This window comes from Psychrobacter sp. Ps1, assembly GCF_022129425.1.
In the GTDB taxonomy this organism is placed as follows: Bacteria; Pseudomonadota; Gammaproteobacteria; order Pseudomonadales; family Moraxellaceae; genus Psychrobacter.
The window spans coordinates 1-16,915 of record NZ_JADQAN010000026.1 but is presented as its reverse complement, the minus strand read 5'-3'; the positions used below and the strand labels follow the sequence as shown (position 1 = coordinate 16,915).

Genomic DNA, 16,915 nt, shown 5'->3' with positions numbered 1-16,915 from the left:
TGAATAGAAATAGTACGTTTCAAAGAGCTTTATTTTCAGTACTATATATTGGTTTTTAATAAACTTTTGACTGCTAAATAAGTAGGCTTTAATGGGCGGCTATCGATACCATGATTGAACGTCTACAAATATCCCATCTTAGAAACCTTACTCAAATTAGTTTAGAGCCTGCTGCTTGCAACATCATTATCGGTGCAAATGGCAGCGGTAAAACCTCGTTGCTCGAAGCTATATTCTTGTTATCAAGAGGTAAAAGCTTTCGCCATCACCAGCCTAAACGTTATATCCAGCATCATCAGAATAATACGACTGTTCATGCCAAGCTCAATGATAGTCGTACTTTAGCTATTCAAAAGCAAGCAGATGCTACGACTATACTACGCCTCAATCAAACCACTGTTTACAATCAAAGTATCTTGACAGAGCAGCTACCTACGTTACTGATAGATCCATCGTCAATGGATATGTTGGAGCAGGGAAGTGCGAGCCGTCGACAGTTGCTAGATTGGTTAGTGTTTCACATGAAACAAGGATTTCATCCACAATGGATGGCTTATCAACGTCTCCTAAAACAGCGCAATAGTTTACTAAAAAGTACTCGTCATTTAACCCAAGTACAGTTTGCTGAGCTGAAATCATGGGATAAAGGACTGAGCAATCATGCTGCCTTGATTCATCATTATCGCGAGCAAGTATTTACTGAATGGCAGCCTTATTTTGCCAAGAGTATCGTACAGCTATTGCCTTCTTACGCTGAGCAACTGAGCCTGAGCTATAACGCTGGTTATGACACCAGTGTCGCGCTAGATGTGCAGCTTAATGAGCGGTTGGAGCAGGATTTACAATTGGGATATACCCGTATAGGCAATCATCGTGCTGATATTCATGTGCATTGGCGTTCTGATGAATCTACAAACGATCTAACGATAGATGCTTCAACCAAATTACCTACCTTAAAAGAGCAAGCAGCAAACGTATTGTCTCGCGGTGAAAAGAAACTGCTTATTACCGCACTGCGCCTATCGCAACTACCACTGTTGCTAAACGATGGAGAGCGCAGTGACTCACTCAATGATGATTTGTCATCGAGAGCGACGCCTGTTGTGCTCCTAGATGATATAACTGCAGAATTGGATAATAGAGCTATAGGAATACTGCTATCGACCCTAGCTAAACTCCCTTGCCAAGTATTTATGACCAGTCTGAAAGACGATATTTTACCTTTAGTTAATGAACTTTGGTCACAACCAAATGTGTTTCACGTGAAACAAGGTAGGATATTACTTACTGATTAATATCTTATTTTTAATTCATACTCCTGATGATTACCTATCTACTTTCACCTCTCATTATTCAGTACACTAGCCACTACTATTTATCCTAACAGTTACTATGTTAAGACGACCTTGCTCAGACCGTAAAACTCTCAGTAAACAGTGACTTAGAAGCAAAAAAATGTTAAAATAACCCTTTATTTTTGTCCTGTGCTCAGCAATTTATCTGATAGCATCATAGAAAAGATTTCTATTTTTCAATTATCTATAAGTATTTGATAACTATGTATTTTATTTATTTCAATAGTTTTAATAACGGTTAGAAAAACAAAGACTATTACTAATAAGTAATTTACTAATTTTATCTCTGTGCGGCCTTTTTTGAGGCTAACGGTAGTTAGTAGTTTAGCTGCTCATATGCACTCTAGATTATGAATAATAGACGTTAATTTTAAGATGCCATTATGTAGCGGACTTTTTATAAGTGCGCTAATCATAAATGGCTGATTATGGCTAGATTAAGGAATGTACATGAGTGATTCATTACCTATTGACCACGAGCAATTGATAGACGACAGTGCTACTGAAGCGGCTGTGCCTACTGTAGTTTCAGAGGTGTTACCTTCTGATTATAGTTCTAAAGATATTCGCGTATTGCGTGGGTTAGAGGCCGTACGTGTGCGTCCTGGTATGTATATCGGTGATACCGATGATGGCACAGGCTTGCATCATATGGTCTTTGAGGTAGTGGATAACTCTATCGATGAGGCGCTTGCTGGTCACTGTGATCAGATTGATATCGTTATTCACGAAGATGAATCTGTCAGTGTGATGGATAACGGACGCGGTGTGCCTGTTGATATCCATCCAGAAGAGGGTGTATCAGCGGCTCAGGTTATTATGACTGTCTTGCATGCAGGCGGTAAGTTCGATGACAATAGTTATAAAGTGTCAGGCGGTTTGCACGGTGTAGGTGTATCAGTAGTTAACGCGCTGTCTCAAAAACTTGAGATGAATATCTGGCGCGAAGGGTATCATTATCATCAGACTTATACTGATGGTGTACCTGATAACGATATCCAACAGATGGAAGCAACCGATCAAACAGGTACACAAATACGCTTTTATCCTAGCAGTGACGTGTTTACTGGTACGATCTTTGAGTACGATATCTTAGCAAAACGCTTACGTGAGCTATCATTTTTGAACTCTGGTGTGCGTATTGTTTTGACTGATGAGCGTATTGATAAGCGCCATGAGTTTGAGCATAAAGGTGGCTTGCTAGAGTTTGTTAGTTACATCAATGCTGGTAAAGACGGTATCAATGAAGTATTCCATTTTACCAGTCAGCAAGATGACGGTATCAGCGTAGAAGTCGCGCTACAGTGGACAGATACGTATAACGAAAAAGTACTGTGTTTCACTAACAACATCCCGCAAAAAGATGGTGGTACTCACTTATCTGGTTTCCGTTCAGCATTGACGCGTTGTTTGAACAGTTATATGGATCGTGAAAACTTATTCAAAAAAGAAAAGGTTGCTGCAACGGGTGATGATGCTCGTGAAGGTTTGACTGCAATTGTCTCTGTGAAAGTACCAGATCCAAAATTCTCAAGTCAGACCAAAGATAAGCTAGTATCAAGCGAAGTAAAATCTGCTGTCGAATCTGCGATGCACGATAAATTTAACGATTATCTATTAGAAAATCCAAGTGCTGGTAAAGCTATTGCTAATAAAATTATCGATGCAGCGCGTGCACGTGATGCGGCTCGTAAAGCGCGTGAGATGACACGTCGCAAGACCACTTTGGATATTGCAGGTCTGCCTGGTAAATTGGCTGATTGCCAAGAAAAAGATCCAGTATTATCTGAACTATACATTGTGGAGGGTGACTCTGCAGGTGGGTCAGCTAAACAGGGTCGTAGCCGTAAAACGCAAGCAATTTTACCGCTAAAAGGTAAGATTCTGAACGTCGAGCGTGCTCGTTTTGACAAGATGCTATCGTCTGCCGAAGTGGGTAACCTGATTACTGCGTTAGGTTGTGGTATTGGTCCTGATGAGTATAATCCTGATAAAGTACGCTACCACAAAATCATCATCATGACCGATGCCGATGTTGATGGCTCGCATATTCGTACGTTGCTGTTGACGTTCTTCTTCCGTCAAACGCCTGAATTGATCGAGCGCGGTTATGTATATATTGCTCAGCCGCCGCTATACAAAGTGAAAAAAGGTCGTCAAGAGTTATACCTAAAAGATGACGAAGCGCTTAAAGCGTATCTATTGTCTTCAACAATTGACAATACCAAGCTGCATATCAGTGCTGATGCGCCTGCGATTACTGGTCAAGCGCTCGAGACACTGCTTAACGACTACAACCAAACGCAGTTGATCAAAGCACGTCTGCAGATTCGCTTCCCAGCGGTGATTTTGGATGCATTGACGCATACGCCAAAACTTAGCACTGACATGACTTATGATGAGTCTGCCATGCAGGATTGGAAAGCAGCAATGCAGACTAAGCTTGATCACTTCGGTAGCGATCTAAGCCCTGAGATTGAATTGGTTAATATCCATGCGCCGCAGCCAAAAAATATGGACGCAGCCGCAGCAGATCTATTGGGTATGACGCCAGTATTAGGTACTGAGGAAGGCGAAGCGTTAGATAATGAGGCTTTATCTACCAAGGCTCAGTGGCTGCCACGCGTCACGGTATATGTGCATCAACTAGCACACCATTATTTGTTAGATGCTAGCTTTATCAACTCGGGTGAGTATGGCAAGTTGCTGCGTTTATCAAGCGAGTGGAATACGTTGCTTGAGAGCGATGCTTTCATCCGCCGTGAAGCAAGTGCGGGCACAACGAAAGATATCCCAGTGCGTGACTTCGATTACCTATGGCAACAAATGATGCTGGATGCACGTCGTGGTCTAGCTATCCAACGTTACAAAGGGCTAGGTGAGATGAACGCCGACCAGCTATGGGATACAACGATGGACCCTGAAAATCGTCGTATGCTACGCGTTACTATCGAAGATGCTATCGCCGCTGACCATATGTTTACCTGTTTAATGGGTGATCACGTTGAACCGCGTCGTATCTTCATTGAAGAGAATGCGCTAACAGTATCGAACTTAGATATCTAAATTTGAAACTGGTTACTGACAATTTATAAAAATACCGCTTTGATATTCAAGGCGGTATTTTTGTTTCACGTGAAACTCATTTGTTAGCGTTTCTATTACCTAATAATTATAATTTGTGGGAATCAAATGGTTGAAGTAATTTTACTCGCTATTGCTTTAGCGATGGATGCGTTTGCAGTGTCGATAGGGTTGGGTGCTAAGGCTCAAAAATACAGTCATCAATATGTACTGCGCTTGGCTATCTATGCTGCGCTTTACTTTGGTATTGCTCAAGGTGTCATGCCGCTTATCGGATATTTATTGGGTGCGGCAATGTTGGGTTGGTTGGCCGCTGCTGCACCTTGGATTGGCGGCACTATTTTGATTGCTCTAGGTGGGAAAATGCTTTACGAAGTGTTTACTGCTGATGAGTCGGATGATGACAGTGATGATCTGGACGTCAATGATGTTGCTATTAACACTGGTAGCGACACAGTAATAGCCACGAGTAAGCATGGACATATCAATCATCGCACTATGTTTACGTTAGCGGTTGCAACCAGTATTGATGCAATGGCAGCAGGGTTTACGCTGAATTTATTGGCACTGAACGCGTGGTTAGCTTGCTTTATTATCGCTATAGTAACCGCTATATTTGGCTGGCTCGGGGTCTATTTGGGACGTCGCTCAGGCACATGGCTAGAAGATAAAGCTGAAGCATTGGGCGGTATCGTGCTTATTGCGATTGGTCTAAAAGTAATGTTTTTTTAGCTAATTTAGTTTTTTACTGAGTATTTATACAAAAGCACCGCTTGGAATATCAAAACGGTGCTTTTTTGTTTCACGTGAAACTAAAATTGGCAATTTTGCTTAGTGGTTACTCTTCGTCAGTGTCAAAGCGCCAAGCTAGTACGCGAGTGCTTTTTTGACCTTGGCTCATTTCGATAATACGCATTTGAGCGACGTTTAACTGCTTTAATAATAATTGCAATGGCTTAACGTTTTCAGATTTCGACACTAAGGTAGTGAACCAACCAACGTGTTCTGCAAAGCTCTGGCTTTCTTTAGCCATTTTGGTTAAGAAGGCAATCTCGCCACCTTCACTCCATAGCTCTTTGTGCTGACCGCCGAAGTTTAAGTTTTGTGCAGCGTTGCCTGATTTGGTTGAGCTACGGCTGATTTGCTCGCTTTCATTCTTACCACGATGGCGCTGCAAATTGTGCTGCTTGCGACTATTGGCTTCCATTGCTTCTTCTAATGAAGCATGAAATGGAGGGTTACAAACCACGACGTCAAAATAATCTTGACGACCAATGATGTTTTTAAAGATAAATTTAGGCTCAGGCTGCAGCTTTACTTTGACCGCACTTTTCAGCTTTGGATTGGCTTCACAAATCAGCGCTGCGGTATTGACCGATATAGGGTCAATGTCACTTGCTGTAAAGCGCCAGCCATAGCTCTGACTACCAACGATAGGGTAGATAGCACTGGCACCAGTACCGATATCAAGGGCGTGAATTTCTTTACCTGTTGGCGGTGTGTTATCGGCGTTTACGTGAGTGGTTTGCGCCAGTAAATCCGCGATATAGTGAATATAATCGGCACGTCCAGGAATAGGCGGACATAGATAACCTTCAGGAATGTCCCAAAATTTAACCCCGTAATAGTTCGCCAACAGTGCTTTATTCAGCACGCGAACAGCCTGATGATCCGAGAAGTTAATCGTCGACTCACCTTTAGGATTGGTAATGGTGTGGTCAGCAAGCTCTGGTAAGGTGCGAGTCAGTACTGCAAAGTCATAACGACCTTGGTGCGGGTTGCGCGGGTGTAGCTGACCGAGTTTTTTTGCGGTCGCAGGAGATCTGTTTCTGTGTTTACTATTTGCAGGGTTACGGGTCATGGGCTTACTTGTCATAATGTCAGGCTACGATATATGGATATAAGTAACCAGTGTAGCAGATTTCGCAGGTTGCTAATTGTTTATCCGCGCTTTATCGGTCGCTTATCGGTGACGCAATATCAAGTTAAGCCCTAATACGATCATTGCAGTACCCAATACACGGTCGATCCAATGCTCAAATCTTTGGAAGCGTCGATGTACCGCAGGGATAGAAAGTAGCATGACGACCGTACTAAACCACGCCATCTGTAACACCATCATCCATACACCATAAATAGCCAATTGCCAAAGCGGTATGTCAGGCGACAATACAAGAGTAAAAATAGCTACAAAATAGACAGGCGCTTTTGGATTAAAGACATTACAAAGGAATCCGCGACGCAACGTAGCAAAGGTAGATTCGCCATTACTAGGCGATTTTTCGATAGTGATTTCTTTGGTTGTAGGTGTGGTGTGGCTAGTGAGCGAATCTTGCGAAACGTGAGCGCTTGAACCTACTTGCGGATCTGCTTTTTCCAAAGGATGTGTTTTTTCAAAAAGTTGAACGGTCTCTAAATCTGCTGGTTTTTTAGGTTTGGCTTGGATACCTTGCCAACCTAAATAAATCAGATAGCCGCCACCCAACCATTTAATAGTAGTCAATAATGGCTGCGAATGAGCAATGACAGTCGCCAGTCCTAATACAGAATAGATAATATGGACGGCAAGCCCCAAAGTAATACCGAGACTACAAATCAAACCTGTGCGTCGACCTTTTGCTAATGTCTGCTGCGAGACTAAGACAAAATCAGGGCCAGGTGAGGCCGCAGCTAATAGATGTACGCTAGTGATGAGTAAAAAACCGTGCCAAAATTCCATAAAATACTCTGAACCATACTTAGACCTGCAACATAGTTGCACTTATCGTAAATGAGGTCAACTTTTATCGATTTTTGCACTATGCGAGTCATCTCTATTGCTTGTGTTATAGAACGAGGATGTCTATATTAAAGGTGACATATCGCTCAATCTCTACCGATAAATTATCGAGATTCAACTATATAACCATTCATTATATGCCAATGATTATTTTAACAAGGATGGAACCATGACTACGGATAGTAACGCCATAGAAAACCGCATCACTTATAATACGCAAGGCCATGTTTGCCTTGTCGGGCTAAATCGCGCCAATAAACGCAATGCCTTTGACAGTCATATGATTGGTCAGTTATCTGATGCGATGACACGCTACGAGCAAGACGACAATTTACGCTGTGCGCTGATATTTGCGCATGGTGATCATTTTACCGCTGGGCTGGATTTGGTAGAGCTGCAAGACAAGCTAAGCGATGGCGTGTTTGAGTTTAATGATGATCAAATCGACCCGTGGGGCATCGGTGGAAAACTGCGTACCAAACCTGTGGTCGTGGCGGTCAAAGGCACTTGCTTTACGGTGGCTATCGAGCTGATGCTAAACAGTGATGTGGTCATCGCTAGTGATAACTGCAACTTTGCACAAATGGAAGTCCAGCGCGGTATCATGCCATTTGGCGGTGCGACGGTACGTTTTGTAGCCGCTGCTGGCTGGCAAAAAGCCATGCCGTATCTACTCACTGGTAAAGCATTCGATGCGCAAACGGCTGATAGACTGAATTTGGTCAGTGAAGTCGTGGCTAATGGTACTGAGTATGAGCGAGCACTGACGCTGGCACAAGAGATTTGCAAAGCCGCGCCTTTGGGTGTGAGAGGGGCGTTGTCATCAGCACAAGATGCCAGTCGAAATGGTGCAGCGACTGCATTGGCCAATATCCATAGCTATCTGCCGCCGCTGTTTCATTCAGAAGATGCGAAAGAAGGCGTAATGGCGATGGTTGAGAGACGTGAGGCTGAGTTTACTGGTAAATAGCTTTTTTGCTTTCTCTTGTATGGTCATACAAAACCATTATTAAAATTTTATTAGAAGGATGTCTCATTGCAACAAATTATCGTAAAGGATGGTGATTATAACTGCCCACCGCCTATTAATAAACAAGACTGGATAGAGATACTGTCAGATGACAGCTTTATGTCCAACAATTATAAATTTGCGCTAAGTATCTTTTATTTAGAGCCAGATCATAAAGCGACTTGCAAATACCTAGCAGAAAAATATCATACTCACCCGACCTCGATAAGTGGTTTTGTTACTCAGTTTAGTGCTCGCTTGCAAGGTAAGCTAAATCGTTTTGAGGTAATCAAAGAGGATGGTTCGCCAAACTGGTGGCTGATTACTATGACTGGTAAAAAAGTAGCTGGTGGCTTGTTTGAGTGGCGGTTACGTGATGAGCTTATAGAGGCAATGATAGATTTAGACTTTATTGATTCAAGCCAACTAGAAATTGATAGTTTAGATGCTCTTGTTAAATTTATTAACGAAGACTTGAGTGAATTCATAATAGGGTTCAGGAAAACAAGGAAATTTTTATCAAATAAGGAAAGAGCAACCACGTCAGGTATTCTTTTTAAATATAAAGGTGATGATGCAGACTGGGCTATAAATGAAGGGGGACATAATGAAATCCAGTATCACATATTTTTAAGGGATAGCGAAGTTGGCTATGGACTAGGCTTTAATGCTCAGTATGTCCCATTTAGTAATGATAAAACGTCACTTGAATTTGCAAGGCCATTCGTAGATTCGTTTTTGTCTATCCAGAATAGCGATATAGTCGAAACTCTCAGAAACAGAGGATTTGAGATTGATTTAATCTCTTTGAAAAGCATGGCTGAAGGTGAATACAATCTATTTGGGCGGGTTGTTCCATTGGTCGACGGCAAACTTCCATTAATAGACTACTATAGTATTATCAACGATTTGAAAGGCAATGTTTTTGAGTTGTACAAACAAATATTTGAGTTTGCTAATGAGTTAACTACGAACAACCAACCAAGTGATCAAAATCATCAGCCACCTATCACTAATCCTTTGCTACAAGAAATTAGCGAGTTATTACTAGCCAACAAAAACATTGTTCTTACAGGTGCACCAGGAACAGGTAAAACCTATTTAGCTAAAACGTTGGCTGAGGAATGGGGTGCAGAATATGAACTCATTCAGTTTCATCCATCTTATGACTATACTGACTTTGTAGAAGGCTTACGACCTATTCAAAATGAAAACGGAGAAGTTGGTTTTGAGCTACGAGATGGAAGCTTTAAAAAGTTCTGTAAAGAAGCACGAAAATATCAAAATAATCAACAGTTAAGCAATTTTGAAGAAGTTTATCAAAGATTTATAGATGATATATCCGAAAGCGCTATAGACTTAGTGACGCCTAGCCAAGGAAGTCCATTCACAATTATTGTGAATACGCGTGAAAATATCACAGCTGTTTTATCAAGTGAAACACAGAGACAAATCACGTTAACTAAATCGTTGATACAAAATTACTTTGAAACAGGCAAAGCGCTCAACTGGAAGCCTTATCTGATTCCAGTATGCGAATACATCAAAAAAAACTATGACTTAACCCTTACCAATACAGATAATCAGAATAAAAAATTCATTATTATCTTGGATGAGATTAATCGTGCTGAAATCTCTAAAGTATTAGGTGAGCTTTTCTTCTCTATTGACCCTGGCTATCGAGGGGAGAGTGGTAGAGTCACTACTCAATATGCCAATTTGCAAACGGACGAAGATGTATTCAAAGAAGGTTTTTATATACCAGATAACGTCTATATCATTGGCACAATGAATGATATCGACCGCAGTGTTGAGTCTTTTGATTTTGCTATGCGCCGTCGTTTTGCATGGAAAGAAATTAAATCAGCAGATCGACTATCTATGTGGGAAGGTCAAATTGATGATTGGGCAGAGGAAGCAGAACAACGCCTAATGGATTTAAACAAGGCTATCGAATCTGTGCAAGGATTGAATTCGGCTTATCACGTTGGCCCATCTTACTTCCTAAAGCTTGCCAACTATGATGGCGATTTTGATAAGTTATGGACATATCATTTAGAGTCGCTACTTTTTGAATATCTGCGTGGTTATCCTAATGCTGAGCAACAGATTCAAGGATTAAAAGATGCCTATAATCTACAGTTAGGGTTTGATGATGATCGTAACGACGGATAATACCTCATTAATTTTAGGCTCTAATGAGCCAAACGTTAATAAAATTATAGATGATTTATCACTACTCGCTAGTAAAAATATTGGCGAGCTAGTGACCGCACACCCCAATTTATTGATTTTCCCCACACATTTTGAAGATAACGAAGATGATATTGCCAGTAAGCCAATCTTTGAATTAAATGTTAGTGAGTCTCAGACCGTTTTAGAGACAGGCAATGTCATGGGCTTTATAGGTGTAAAAGGTACACAGTTGAAAATCCAGTCCCGTTTTGCTCGGGCATCTGTTGTAGATAGTGATGACCAAGCCAATCAAGAAGAGGTTATTGAAGAAGATTATTTTCTACATTATATGCTGCAAAAAGTATTGTGTATTAACCTGTTTGATTTAAAGCACAGTAGAAATCAAACCAACCTATTTGATTTTTTAGTATATTTATTTCCTCATTTTCTTAAAAAAGCGCTCTCACAAGGCCTGTATAAAGAGTATCAAAAGCAAAGCTATAACGACAGTAGTCTCAAAGGGGCTATCGATGTCAAAGCCCATCTGCGACAGAATCTGCCGTTTCGAGGCAATGTTGCCTACAGTGTGCGTGAGCATAGTTTTGATAATCCAATTTCCCAGCTCATTCGTCACGCCATAGAGTTTATCAAACAAAAACCCAATCTGAGAGATGTGTTGCATAGCGACAGCGAAACACTTGATTTCGTCAATCTGATTGTCCAACATACTCCGTCATATCATGTACGTGACCGGCATACTATTATCAATACTAACCGTAAGCCTTTTGTACATCCTTACTTTACGGAATACAGTGGCCTGCAAAAAATCTGTCTGCAAATTTTACGTTATGAAGGTTTGAAATACGCTAACAATGATGATAAGGCTCACGGCATTTTGTTTGATGGAGCGTGGTTATGGGAGGAGTACCTCAACACACTACTACGTCCTATCGGATATGACCATCCCACTAATAATAACCGACAAGGTGGTATCAAGGTCTATGCTCAAAAATTTTCAGGTAATAACGTCCGTCGTTATCCTGACTTTGTGAAAGACAATCGTATTATTTTAGACGCTAAATATAAGCGTATGAAAGATAATAAAATCGATAGAGATGACCTTAATCAAGTCCTGTCATACTTGTTTTTGTATAAAGCAGATATCGGAGGTTATATTGCCCCTACAGAAGAGGATGACTTGGCGCTAAATATGGGATTGCTTAATGGTTTTGGTGGCAGTATCCACAAATTTAAGCTATCCATTCCCCAACATGTTGCAAGTTATCCAGAGTTTAAAAAAGCTATTGCTGAAAATGAAGCAAAGTTAGTTAAGAGTATTGATGAGTTATCAGGTATTCAGAGTAGTAATCAACCACTTATGATTATTTAAAATTCGTCACTATATAATATGAGTTTTAAGGTACGTTTTAGCCATGAGATAATCTCTAATGGCAGGATTAGCTCCAATTTTATAATAACTCTGATAACCACAAAATCTAACGCAGCACTCCAAAATACCACCAAGCAAACCAAAAAAACCTCGCAATTGCGAGGTCTTTTTTATTTTATTGAGTGTAGCTAATTACATCTGTACCAACGTTAGAAACTAGGCTGTGATTGACGATTATTTAGCCGACTTGTAGTAGTCAACCATCATCGTACCTAAAGTGCCGTTGTCATCGATTGTGACGATTCTGACCGTACCTGATTGTGCTGCGGTACTCGACTGAACTTGTCCAGCGTTACCTAACACGACTTGGTTATCTTTAGACGCTTTTGCCTCGTTACCGATAGCGATACTGTTCATGCCGCCTGCCATAGATTTATTACCGACCGCCACCGAAGTTGCGCCTTGTGCCATAGCCGCTTCACCAATAGCGGTAGAGCGCATACCGCTTGCATTGGCTAGATGACCAAACGCTTGTGCGCGTTCAGCGGTAGCTTTTGACTGCCAACCGATAGAGGTTGAGCCTAGACCAGCGGCATTAGCTTCACCGCCTACGGCTGTTGCTGAATTTAGACCTGCATTGGCTTTATTCCCGACAGCAACCGTGTCATTATTGCCACCTGCCATAGCTGCTTCACCGACAGCAGTAGAGCGCACACCACTTGCATTGGCTAGATGACCAAAAGCTTGCGCACGTTCGGCAGTGGCTTTTGACTGCCAACCGATAGAGGTTGAGCCTAGACCAGCAGCGTTAGCTTGACCGCCAACGGCAGTAGCTGAGTTTAATCCTGCATTAGCCTGACTACCGATGGCAACGGTATCATTGGTGCCGTTAGTCGTGGCAGCGTTGCCAAGAGTGATAGCGGTGCTACTAGCTGCATTTGCAGTCTAATGGTCAGTTGCTGTTGCCATAGCAGTGCAAGAAGCGGTTGCGGCAATGGCAAAGGTAAGGGCACTAATCTTTAGTACTGATTTCGGTAAAAAGTCCATTGTCATTCTTCATTCCTTTTTGTTAGCCTTGATGGCTTATTAGGTAGTTTGGGTAGATGTTGATAGATTATAATCATGGCAACATCAGCGCACTCTGGCACAAATAACTTTATGATAGATAGAGTCCGAAACCTTAATGTAGCATTAATTTTTAATCATTATTGAAATAATGTTTACTTTATATCTTTGAAGGTTATTTAAGCCGATAAATGGATAATTAAGGTCTAAAAGCACTTTAATTATTTGTAAAAAAACGAATGCGCCTTAATCTACTAGAGCAGATAGCGTAGCGTATATTGATAATATAGTGCACATATTGCGCTGTGTTTTCGACGTTCCAAACCATTATTATTCCAAATAAGAAGAGTACCAATGCAATATAACTTTGATGAAATAATCGACAGACGCGATACCGGGTCACTCAAGTGGCACTATAGCGATGAGACAATTGCGCTATGGGTGGCGGACATGGATTTTAAGGCTGCCGCACCGATATTAAGCGCGGTTGAGCAAGTCATGCAGCATGGCATTTTGGGTTATACCAAGCCTACTGATGCCTTATACAACTCGATTATTAACTGGCATGGCAGTCGTTATGACTTGCAGTTAGAAAAGCAAAATATTTTGTTTTCCCCTGGTGTCGTGCCAAGCCTAGCGCTGATGATGAATGTCTTTACCAAGGTAGGCGAGGCGGTAATGGTCAACGATCCTATCTACACGCCTTTTATGACTAAGGTTGAGCAAAATGGCCGCAAGCTTGTACTCTCTGCATTAAAGGAAGTCGAAGATAAATATCATCTGGACTTGGCTGATATCGAAGCCAAAATCATCAAGCATGAGGTTAAGCTTTATCTACTGTGCAATCCGCATAATCCTGGCGGGCGTGTATGGACGAGGGACGAGCTGGAAGCGCTACTTACGATTTGCAAAAAGCACAATGTGGCGATTGTTAGTGACGAGATTCATCAAGATTTAACCCTGACTGGTCATACGTTTACGCCATTTCTAACGCTGGCAGAAGGCTACGAGCACAACGTAGTCAGCCTGACCTCAATGACCAAAACTTTTAATATCGCAGGTATCAAAGGCTCTATGATATTTGCTAAAGATAAAGCGCTAATTAAAAAAATCAGTCAGAAACAGCAGTTAAATGACGAGTACGAGCTGAATCTATTTGCGTATACAGCCATGCGCAGTGCTTACGAGCACGGCGGTGAGTGGCTAGAGCAGGCGCTTAGTTATATCGAGGCTAATATTGAATTGACCGTGCAGTTTTTAAATGAGTATTTGCCTGATATTAAGATCATGCGCCCAGAAGCATCGTACCTAATTTGGTTAGATTGCTCAGCGTATAGTCAAGACGATCAGGCGCTGTATGATGCGCTTAGAGCTGCTAAAGTTGAGCTAAACGCCGGTATTAAATATGGCGAGGAAGGCCATTTAAAGATGCGTCTAAATGTGGCCTGCCCTAAAGCAATATTGATAGAAGGGTTGAATCGTATGCGTATAGCCTTTGAGTGATATTACGTAGTAGACCTAGCAAATGACTGATAAACAGAGAGGAAGATAGTTTGCTCATAATTGGGTTTGCTGTCTACTCTTTGCTTATTTTTATCCTTACTTAGGGAGTAATTATTCAAATTGAGGGTATGCGCGAATAATAATCGCGAATAATTAACCATCTAATAGCCAATAGAGGTCGTAAACTTGTTAAAATAGGGCACCAATTTATCTATTGATGGATATCGATTTATGACCACTGCTGCTGCCACTCCTGCAATCAAAGAAGATCGCATCTTAATCCTCGATTTTGGCTCGCAATATAGCCAGTTAATCGCTCGCCGTGTGCGCGATTCTGGGGTGTTTTGTGAGATGTTCCCTTATGATATCGACACTCAGCGCATCATCGATTTTGGCGCAAAAGGCGTCATCTTATCGGGTGGCCCTGAGAGCGTCCACGCAGAAAACAGCCCACGTATTAACGATGCGGTATTTGATCTAGGCGTGCCAGTACTAGGTATCTGCTACGGTATGCAAGCGATGGCAGATCGTTTCGGCGGGCAAGTTCATGCCAGTGATATTCATGAGTTTGGTGCGGCGACTATCGAAGTAAATGGGCATTCGCAGCTGACTGACGGTATCGAAGACAGCAAGACTGACGGCGAGGCTGCCAAGCTAAATGTTTGGATGAGTCATGGTGATAAGGTCATCGAAGTACCTGAAGGCTTTGACATCATCGCTAGCACGCCAAGCTGTCCAATCGCGATTATGGCCAATGATGATAAGCAATACTACGGCCTACAGTTCCACCCAGAAGTGACGCATACGCTACAAGGTCAAGAGCTGCTTGGCCGTTTCGTTCATCAAATCTGTGAGTGTGCAGGTGAGTGGACGCCAGACAATATCGCTGATATGCGTATCGCACAGTTAAAAGAGCAAATCGGTGATAAGCAAGTATTGCTAGGTCTATCGGGCGGTGTCGATAGTTCAGTCGTTGCCGCGCTATTGCACAAAGCCATTGGCGATCAGCTGACTTGTGTGTTCGTTGATAACGGTCTATTGCGTCTGCACGAAGGCGATCAAGTCATGCAAATTTTTGCAGAAAACATGGGTGTAAAAGTCATCCGTGTTGATGCCGAAGATTTGTTCTTAGATGCGCTAGCAGGCGAGTCTGATCCAGAGAAAAAACGTAAAATCATCGGCAAGACGTTCATTGACGTATTCGCTGATAGCGCGCGTCAAGTGAGCGAGCAGAGCGATGGTAAAGTCGTTGAGTTCTTGGCGCAGGGTACGATTTACCCAGACGTCATTGAATCTGCTAAGTCACATCAAGGCAAAGCTCACGTGATCAAGAGCCACCATAACGTAGGCGGTTTGCCAGATGATTTGGCATTTAAATTGATTGAGCCGTTGCGTGATTTGTTCAAAGACGAAGTACGTAAGCTTGGTATTACGCTAGGGTTGCCAGCCAAAATGATCTATCGTCATCCGTTCCCAGGTCCAGGTTTGGGCGTGCGTATCCTTGGCGAAGTCAAAAAAGAATACGCTGATATTCTGCGTTTGGCTGATGCGATCTTTATGCAAGAGCTTGAGCGTTCAGGCTGGTATGACAAGACGGCACAAGCATTTGCCGTATTCCAACCAATCAAATCAGTCGGCGTGGTCGGCGATGGTCGCCGCTATGCATGGGTAATTGCGCTACGTGCCGTTGAGACGGTAGACTTCATGACCGCACGCTTTGCGCATCTGCCATATGATTTGATCGAGACGGTATCAAACCGTATTATGAATGAAATCGCTGATGTGTCACGTGTGACGTATGATGTGTCGAGTAAGCCGCCGGCTACTATTGAGTGGGAATAATACTTAATAAAAACTATCAAATTAAAAATCTGATTAGTTAAATATAGCAATAAAAAGCACTCAACTTAGTTGGGTGCTTTTTTTGGTTTGAATATTTAAAACTGAAATTTAGTTGATTAAGTAATTAATAGTCCTCAAATACTAATTACTTTTAATGGTTTTTCATAGTTAGCTGAAAAAAGGATATACGTAAATGGATAAGAAACAGCTTGAGGATGTGATTGAACCGTCAATAATGGAAAGTTTTAATGAAATCCAAAAACAGATAGACCCTCTATACAAAGCTAAAAACTCATTAAATATGTTGGCAGTAGCTAGTCAATATGAATATATAAGATCGACTTCTAGTGTTGGAGAAATTGCTAGAAAAGCATTTCAACAGTCAGGTTTAGATTTTTCCAGCTTTGAAAATCAAAGCATAGCAGTAAGATTTTCTCAGCTACAAGCTGAAAAAGTAGTAGACTTTCAGTCTTTAGGTCTAGAAGTGACAAAAAGATTGAGTGCTTGCGATGATATTATGTCTACGATTGCAATACCTTTAGGTTTAGTTGATTCAGCCCTTTTGACTGCACAGCGTAATGGTATAGCTTCGCAATCTATTTCTTCGATATATGAACGAGGTAATATAGAAAAAATGAGACCATCCCAGATTCTGTGTAACTGCCATTTAGATTAAATGCTTACTAATACGGTCATCAAACATAATCATAAAG

12 protein-coding genes are annotated in these 16,915 nt (G+C 41.7%); 9 read left to right on the top strand and 3 right to left on the bottom strand.

Annotation, left to right across the window (positions count from 1 at the left end):
* The first annotated feature begins 110 nt into the window (after positions 1 to 110).
* The 3 genes from recF to I3249_RS11795 all read left to right on the top strand — a co-directional run bounded on the left by recF (position 111) and on the right by I3249_RS11795 (position 5,171).
* Positions 111 to 1,295, top strand: coding sequence for a DNA replication and repair protein RecF (gene recF / locus I3249_RS11805; RefSeq protein ID WP_238070104.1), 1,185 nt, complete (start codon positions 111 to 113; stop codon positions 1,293 to 1,295).
* A 510-nt stretch (positions 1,296 to 1,805) separates the two neighbouring features.
* The gene (gene gyrB / locus I3249_RS11800; protein ID WP_238070103.1) at positions 1,806 to 4,421 is read left to right on the top strand and encodes a DNA topoisomerase (ATP-hydrolyzing) subunit B; all 2,616 of its coding nucleotides are present in this window, start codon (positions 1,806 to 1,808) and stop codon (positions 4,419 to 4,421) included.
* Between the two features lie 126 nt (positions 4,422 to 4,547).
* The gene (locus I3249_RS11795) at positions 4,548 to 5,171 is read left to right on the top strand and encodes a manganese efflux pump MntP family protein (RefSeq protein WP_102094837.1); all 624 of its coding nucleotides are present in this window, start codon (positions 4,548 to 4,550) and stop codon (positions 5,169 to 5,171) included.
* A 106-nt stretch (positions 5,172 to 5,277) separates the two neighbouring features.
* Here I3249_RS11795 and rlmF read toward each other — a convergent pair whose 3' ends face one another.
* Both rlmF and I3249_RS11785 read right to left on the bottom strand, forming a co-directional pair.
* Positions 5,278 to 6,315, bottom strand: coding sequence for a 23S rRNA (adenine(1618)-N(6))-methyltransferase RlmF (gene rlmF, locus I3249_RS11790; RefSeq protein ID WP_238070102.1), 1,038 nt, complete (start codon positions 6,313 to 6,315; stop codon positions 5,278 to 5,280).
* An 87-nt stretch (positions 6,316 to 6,402) separates the two neighbouring features.
* The gene (locus I3249_RS11785; protein ID WP_238070101.1) at positions 6,403 to 7,158 is read right to left on the bottom strand and encodes a LysE family transporter; all 756 of its coding nucleotides are present in this window, start codon (positions 7,156 to 7,158) and stop codon (positions 6,403 to 6,405) included.
* A 229-nt stretch (positions 7,159 to 7,387) separates the two neighbouring features.
* Between I3249_RS11785 and I3249_RS11780 the strand changes: the two genes are divergently transcribed.
* The 3 genes from I3249_RS11780 to I3249_RS11770 all read left to right on the top strand — a co-directional run bounded on the left by I3249_RS11780 (position 7,388) and on the right by I3249_RS11770 (position 11,792).
* Complete coding sequence (locus I3249_RS11780; RefSeq protein WP_238070100.1) at positions 7,388 to 8,188, top strand: crotonase/enoyl-CoA hydratase family protein; 801 nt, start codon at positions 7,388 to 7,390, stop codon at positions 8,186 to 8,188.
* A gap of 66 nt (positions 8,189 to 8,254) precedes the next feature.
* Entirely contained in the window at positions 8,255 to 10,402 is a 2,148-nt protein-coding gene (locus I3249_RS11775; RefSeq protein WP_238070099.1) for an AAA family ATPase, read from the top strand.
* Positions 10,383 to 11,792, top strand: a complete 1,410-nt coding sequence (locus tag I3249_RS11770) for an McrC family protein (protein ID WP_238070098.1) — start codon at positions 10,383 to 10,385, stop codon at positions 11,790 to 11,792. The genes I3249_RS11775 and I3249_RS11770 overlap by 20 nt, the downstream gene beginning before the upstream one ends.
* 234 nt (positions 11,793 to 12,026) lie before the next feature.
* Here the strand turns inward: I3249_RS11770 and I3249_RS13145 are convergent, their stop codons facing one another.
* Entirely contained in the window at positions 12,027 to 12,659 is a 633-nt protein-coding gene (locus tag I3249_RS13145) for a hypothetical protein (RefSeq protein WP_346268585.1), read from the bottom strand.
* Between the two features lie 552 nt (positions 12,660 to 13,211).
* Here I3249_RS13145 and I3249_RS11755 point away from each other — a divergent pair.
* From I3249_RS11755 to I3249_RS11745, 3 genes are all read left to right on the top strand, one after another.
* Entirely contained in the window at positions 13,212 to 14,360 is a 1,149-nt protein-coding gene (locus I3249_RS11755; protein WP_238070096.1) for a MalY/PatB family protein, read from the top strand.
* A gap of 231 nt (positions 14,361 to 14,591) precedes the next feature.
* On the top strand, positions 14,592 to 16,202 hold the full coding sequence (gene guaA / locus I3249_RS11750) for a glutamine-hydrolyzing GMP synthase (protein ID WP_238070095.1): 1,611 nt from the start codon (positions 14,592 to 14,594) through the stop codon (positions 16,200 to 16,202).
* Between the two features lie 193 nt (positions 16,203 to 16,395).
* A complete protein-coding gene (locus I3249_RS11745) occupies positions 16,396 to 16,878 on the top strand; it encodes a hypothetical protein (RefSeq protein WP_238070094.1) in 483 nt (160 codons plus the stop codon).
* Positions 16,879 to 16,915 lie beyond the last annotated feature (37 nt).

What these genes read in the sequence shown, in the direction of transcription:
- gyrB (WP_238070103.1), top strand. Translation starts at nt 1,806, where the DNA reads ATGAGTGATTCATTACCTATTGACCACGAGCAATTGATAGACGACAGT.
- I3249_RS11795 (WP_102094837.1), top strand. Translation starts at nt 4,548, where the DNA reads ATGGTTGAAGTAATTTTACTCGCTATTGCTTTAGCGATGGATGCGTTT.
- I3249_RS11780 (WP_238070100.1), top strand. Translation starts at nt 7,388, where the DNA reads ATGACTACGGATAGTAACGCCATAGAAAACCGCATCACTTATAATACG.
- I3249_RS11755 (WP_238070096.1), top strand. Translation starts at nt 13,212, where the DNA reads ATGCAATATAACTTTGATGAAATAATCGACAGACGCGATACCGGGTCA.
- guaA (WP_238070095.1), top strand. Translation starts at nt 14,592, where the DNA reads ATGACCACTGCTGCTGCCACTCCTGCAATCAAAGAAGATCGCATCTTA.
- rlmF (WP_238070102.1), bottom strand. Translation starts at nt 6,315, where the DNA reads ATGACAAGTAAGCCCATGACCCGTAACCCTGCAAATAGTAAACACAGA.
- I3249_RS11745 (WP_238070094.1), top strand. Translation starts at nt 16,396, where the DNA reads ATGGATAAGAAACAGCTTGAGGATGTGATTGAACCGTCAATAATGGAA.
- I3249_RS11785 (WP_238070101.1), bottom strand. Translation starts at nt 7,158, where the DNA reads ATGGAATTTTGGCACGGTTTTTTACTCATCACTAGCGTACATCTATTA.
- recF (WP_238070104.1), top strand. Translation starts at nt 111, where the DNA reads ATGATTGAACGTCTACAAATATCCCATCTTAGAAACCTTACTCAAATT.
- I3249_RS11770 (WP_238070098.1), top strand. Translation starts at nt 10,383, where the DNA reads ATGATCGTAACGACGGATAATACCTCATTAATTTTAGGCTCTAATGAG.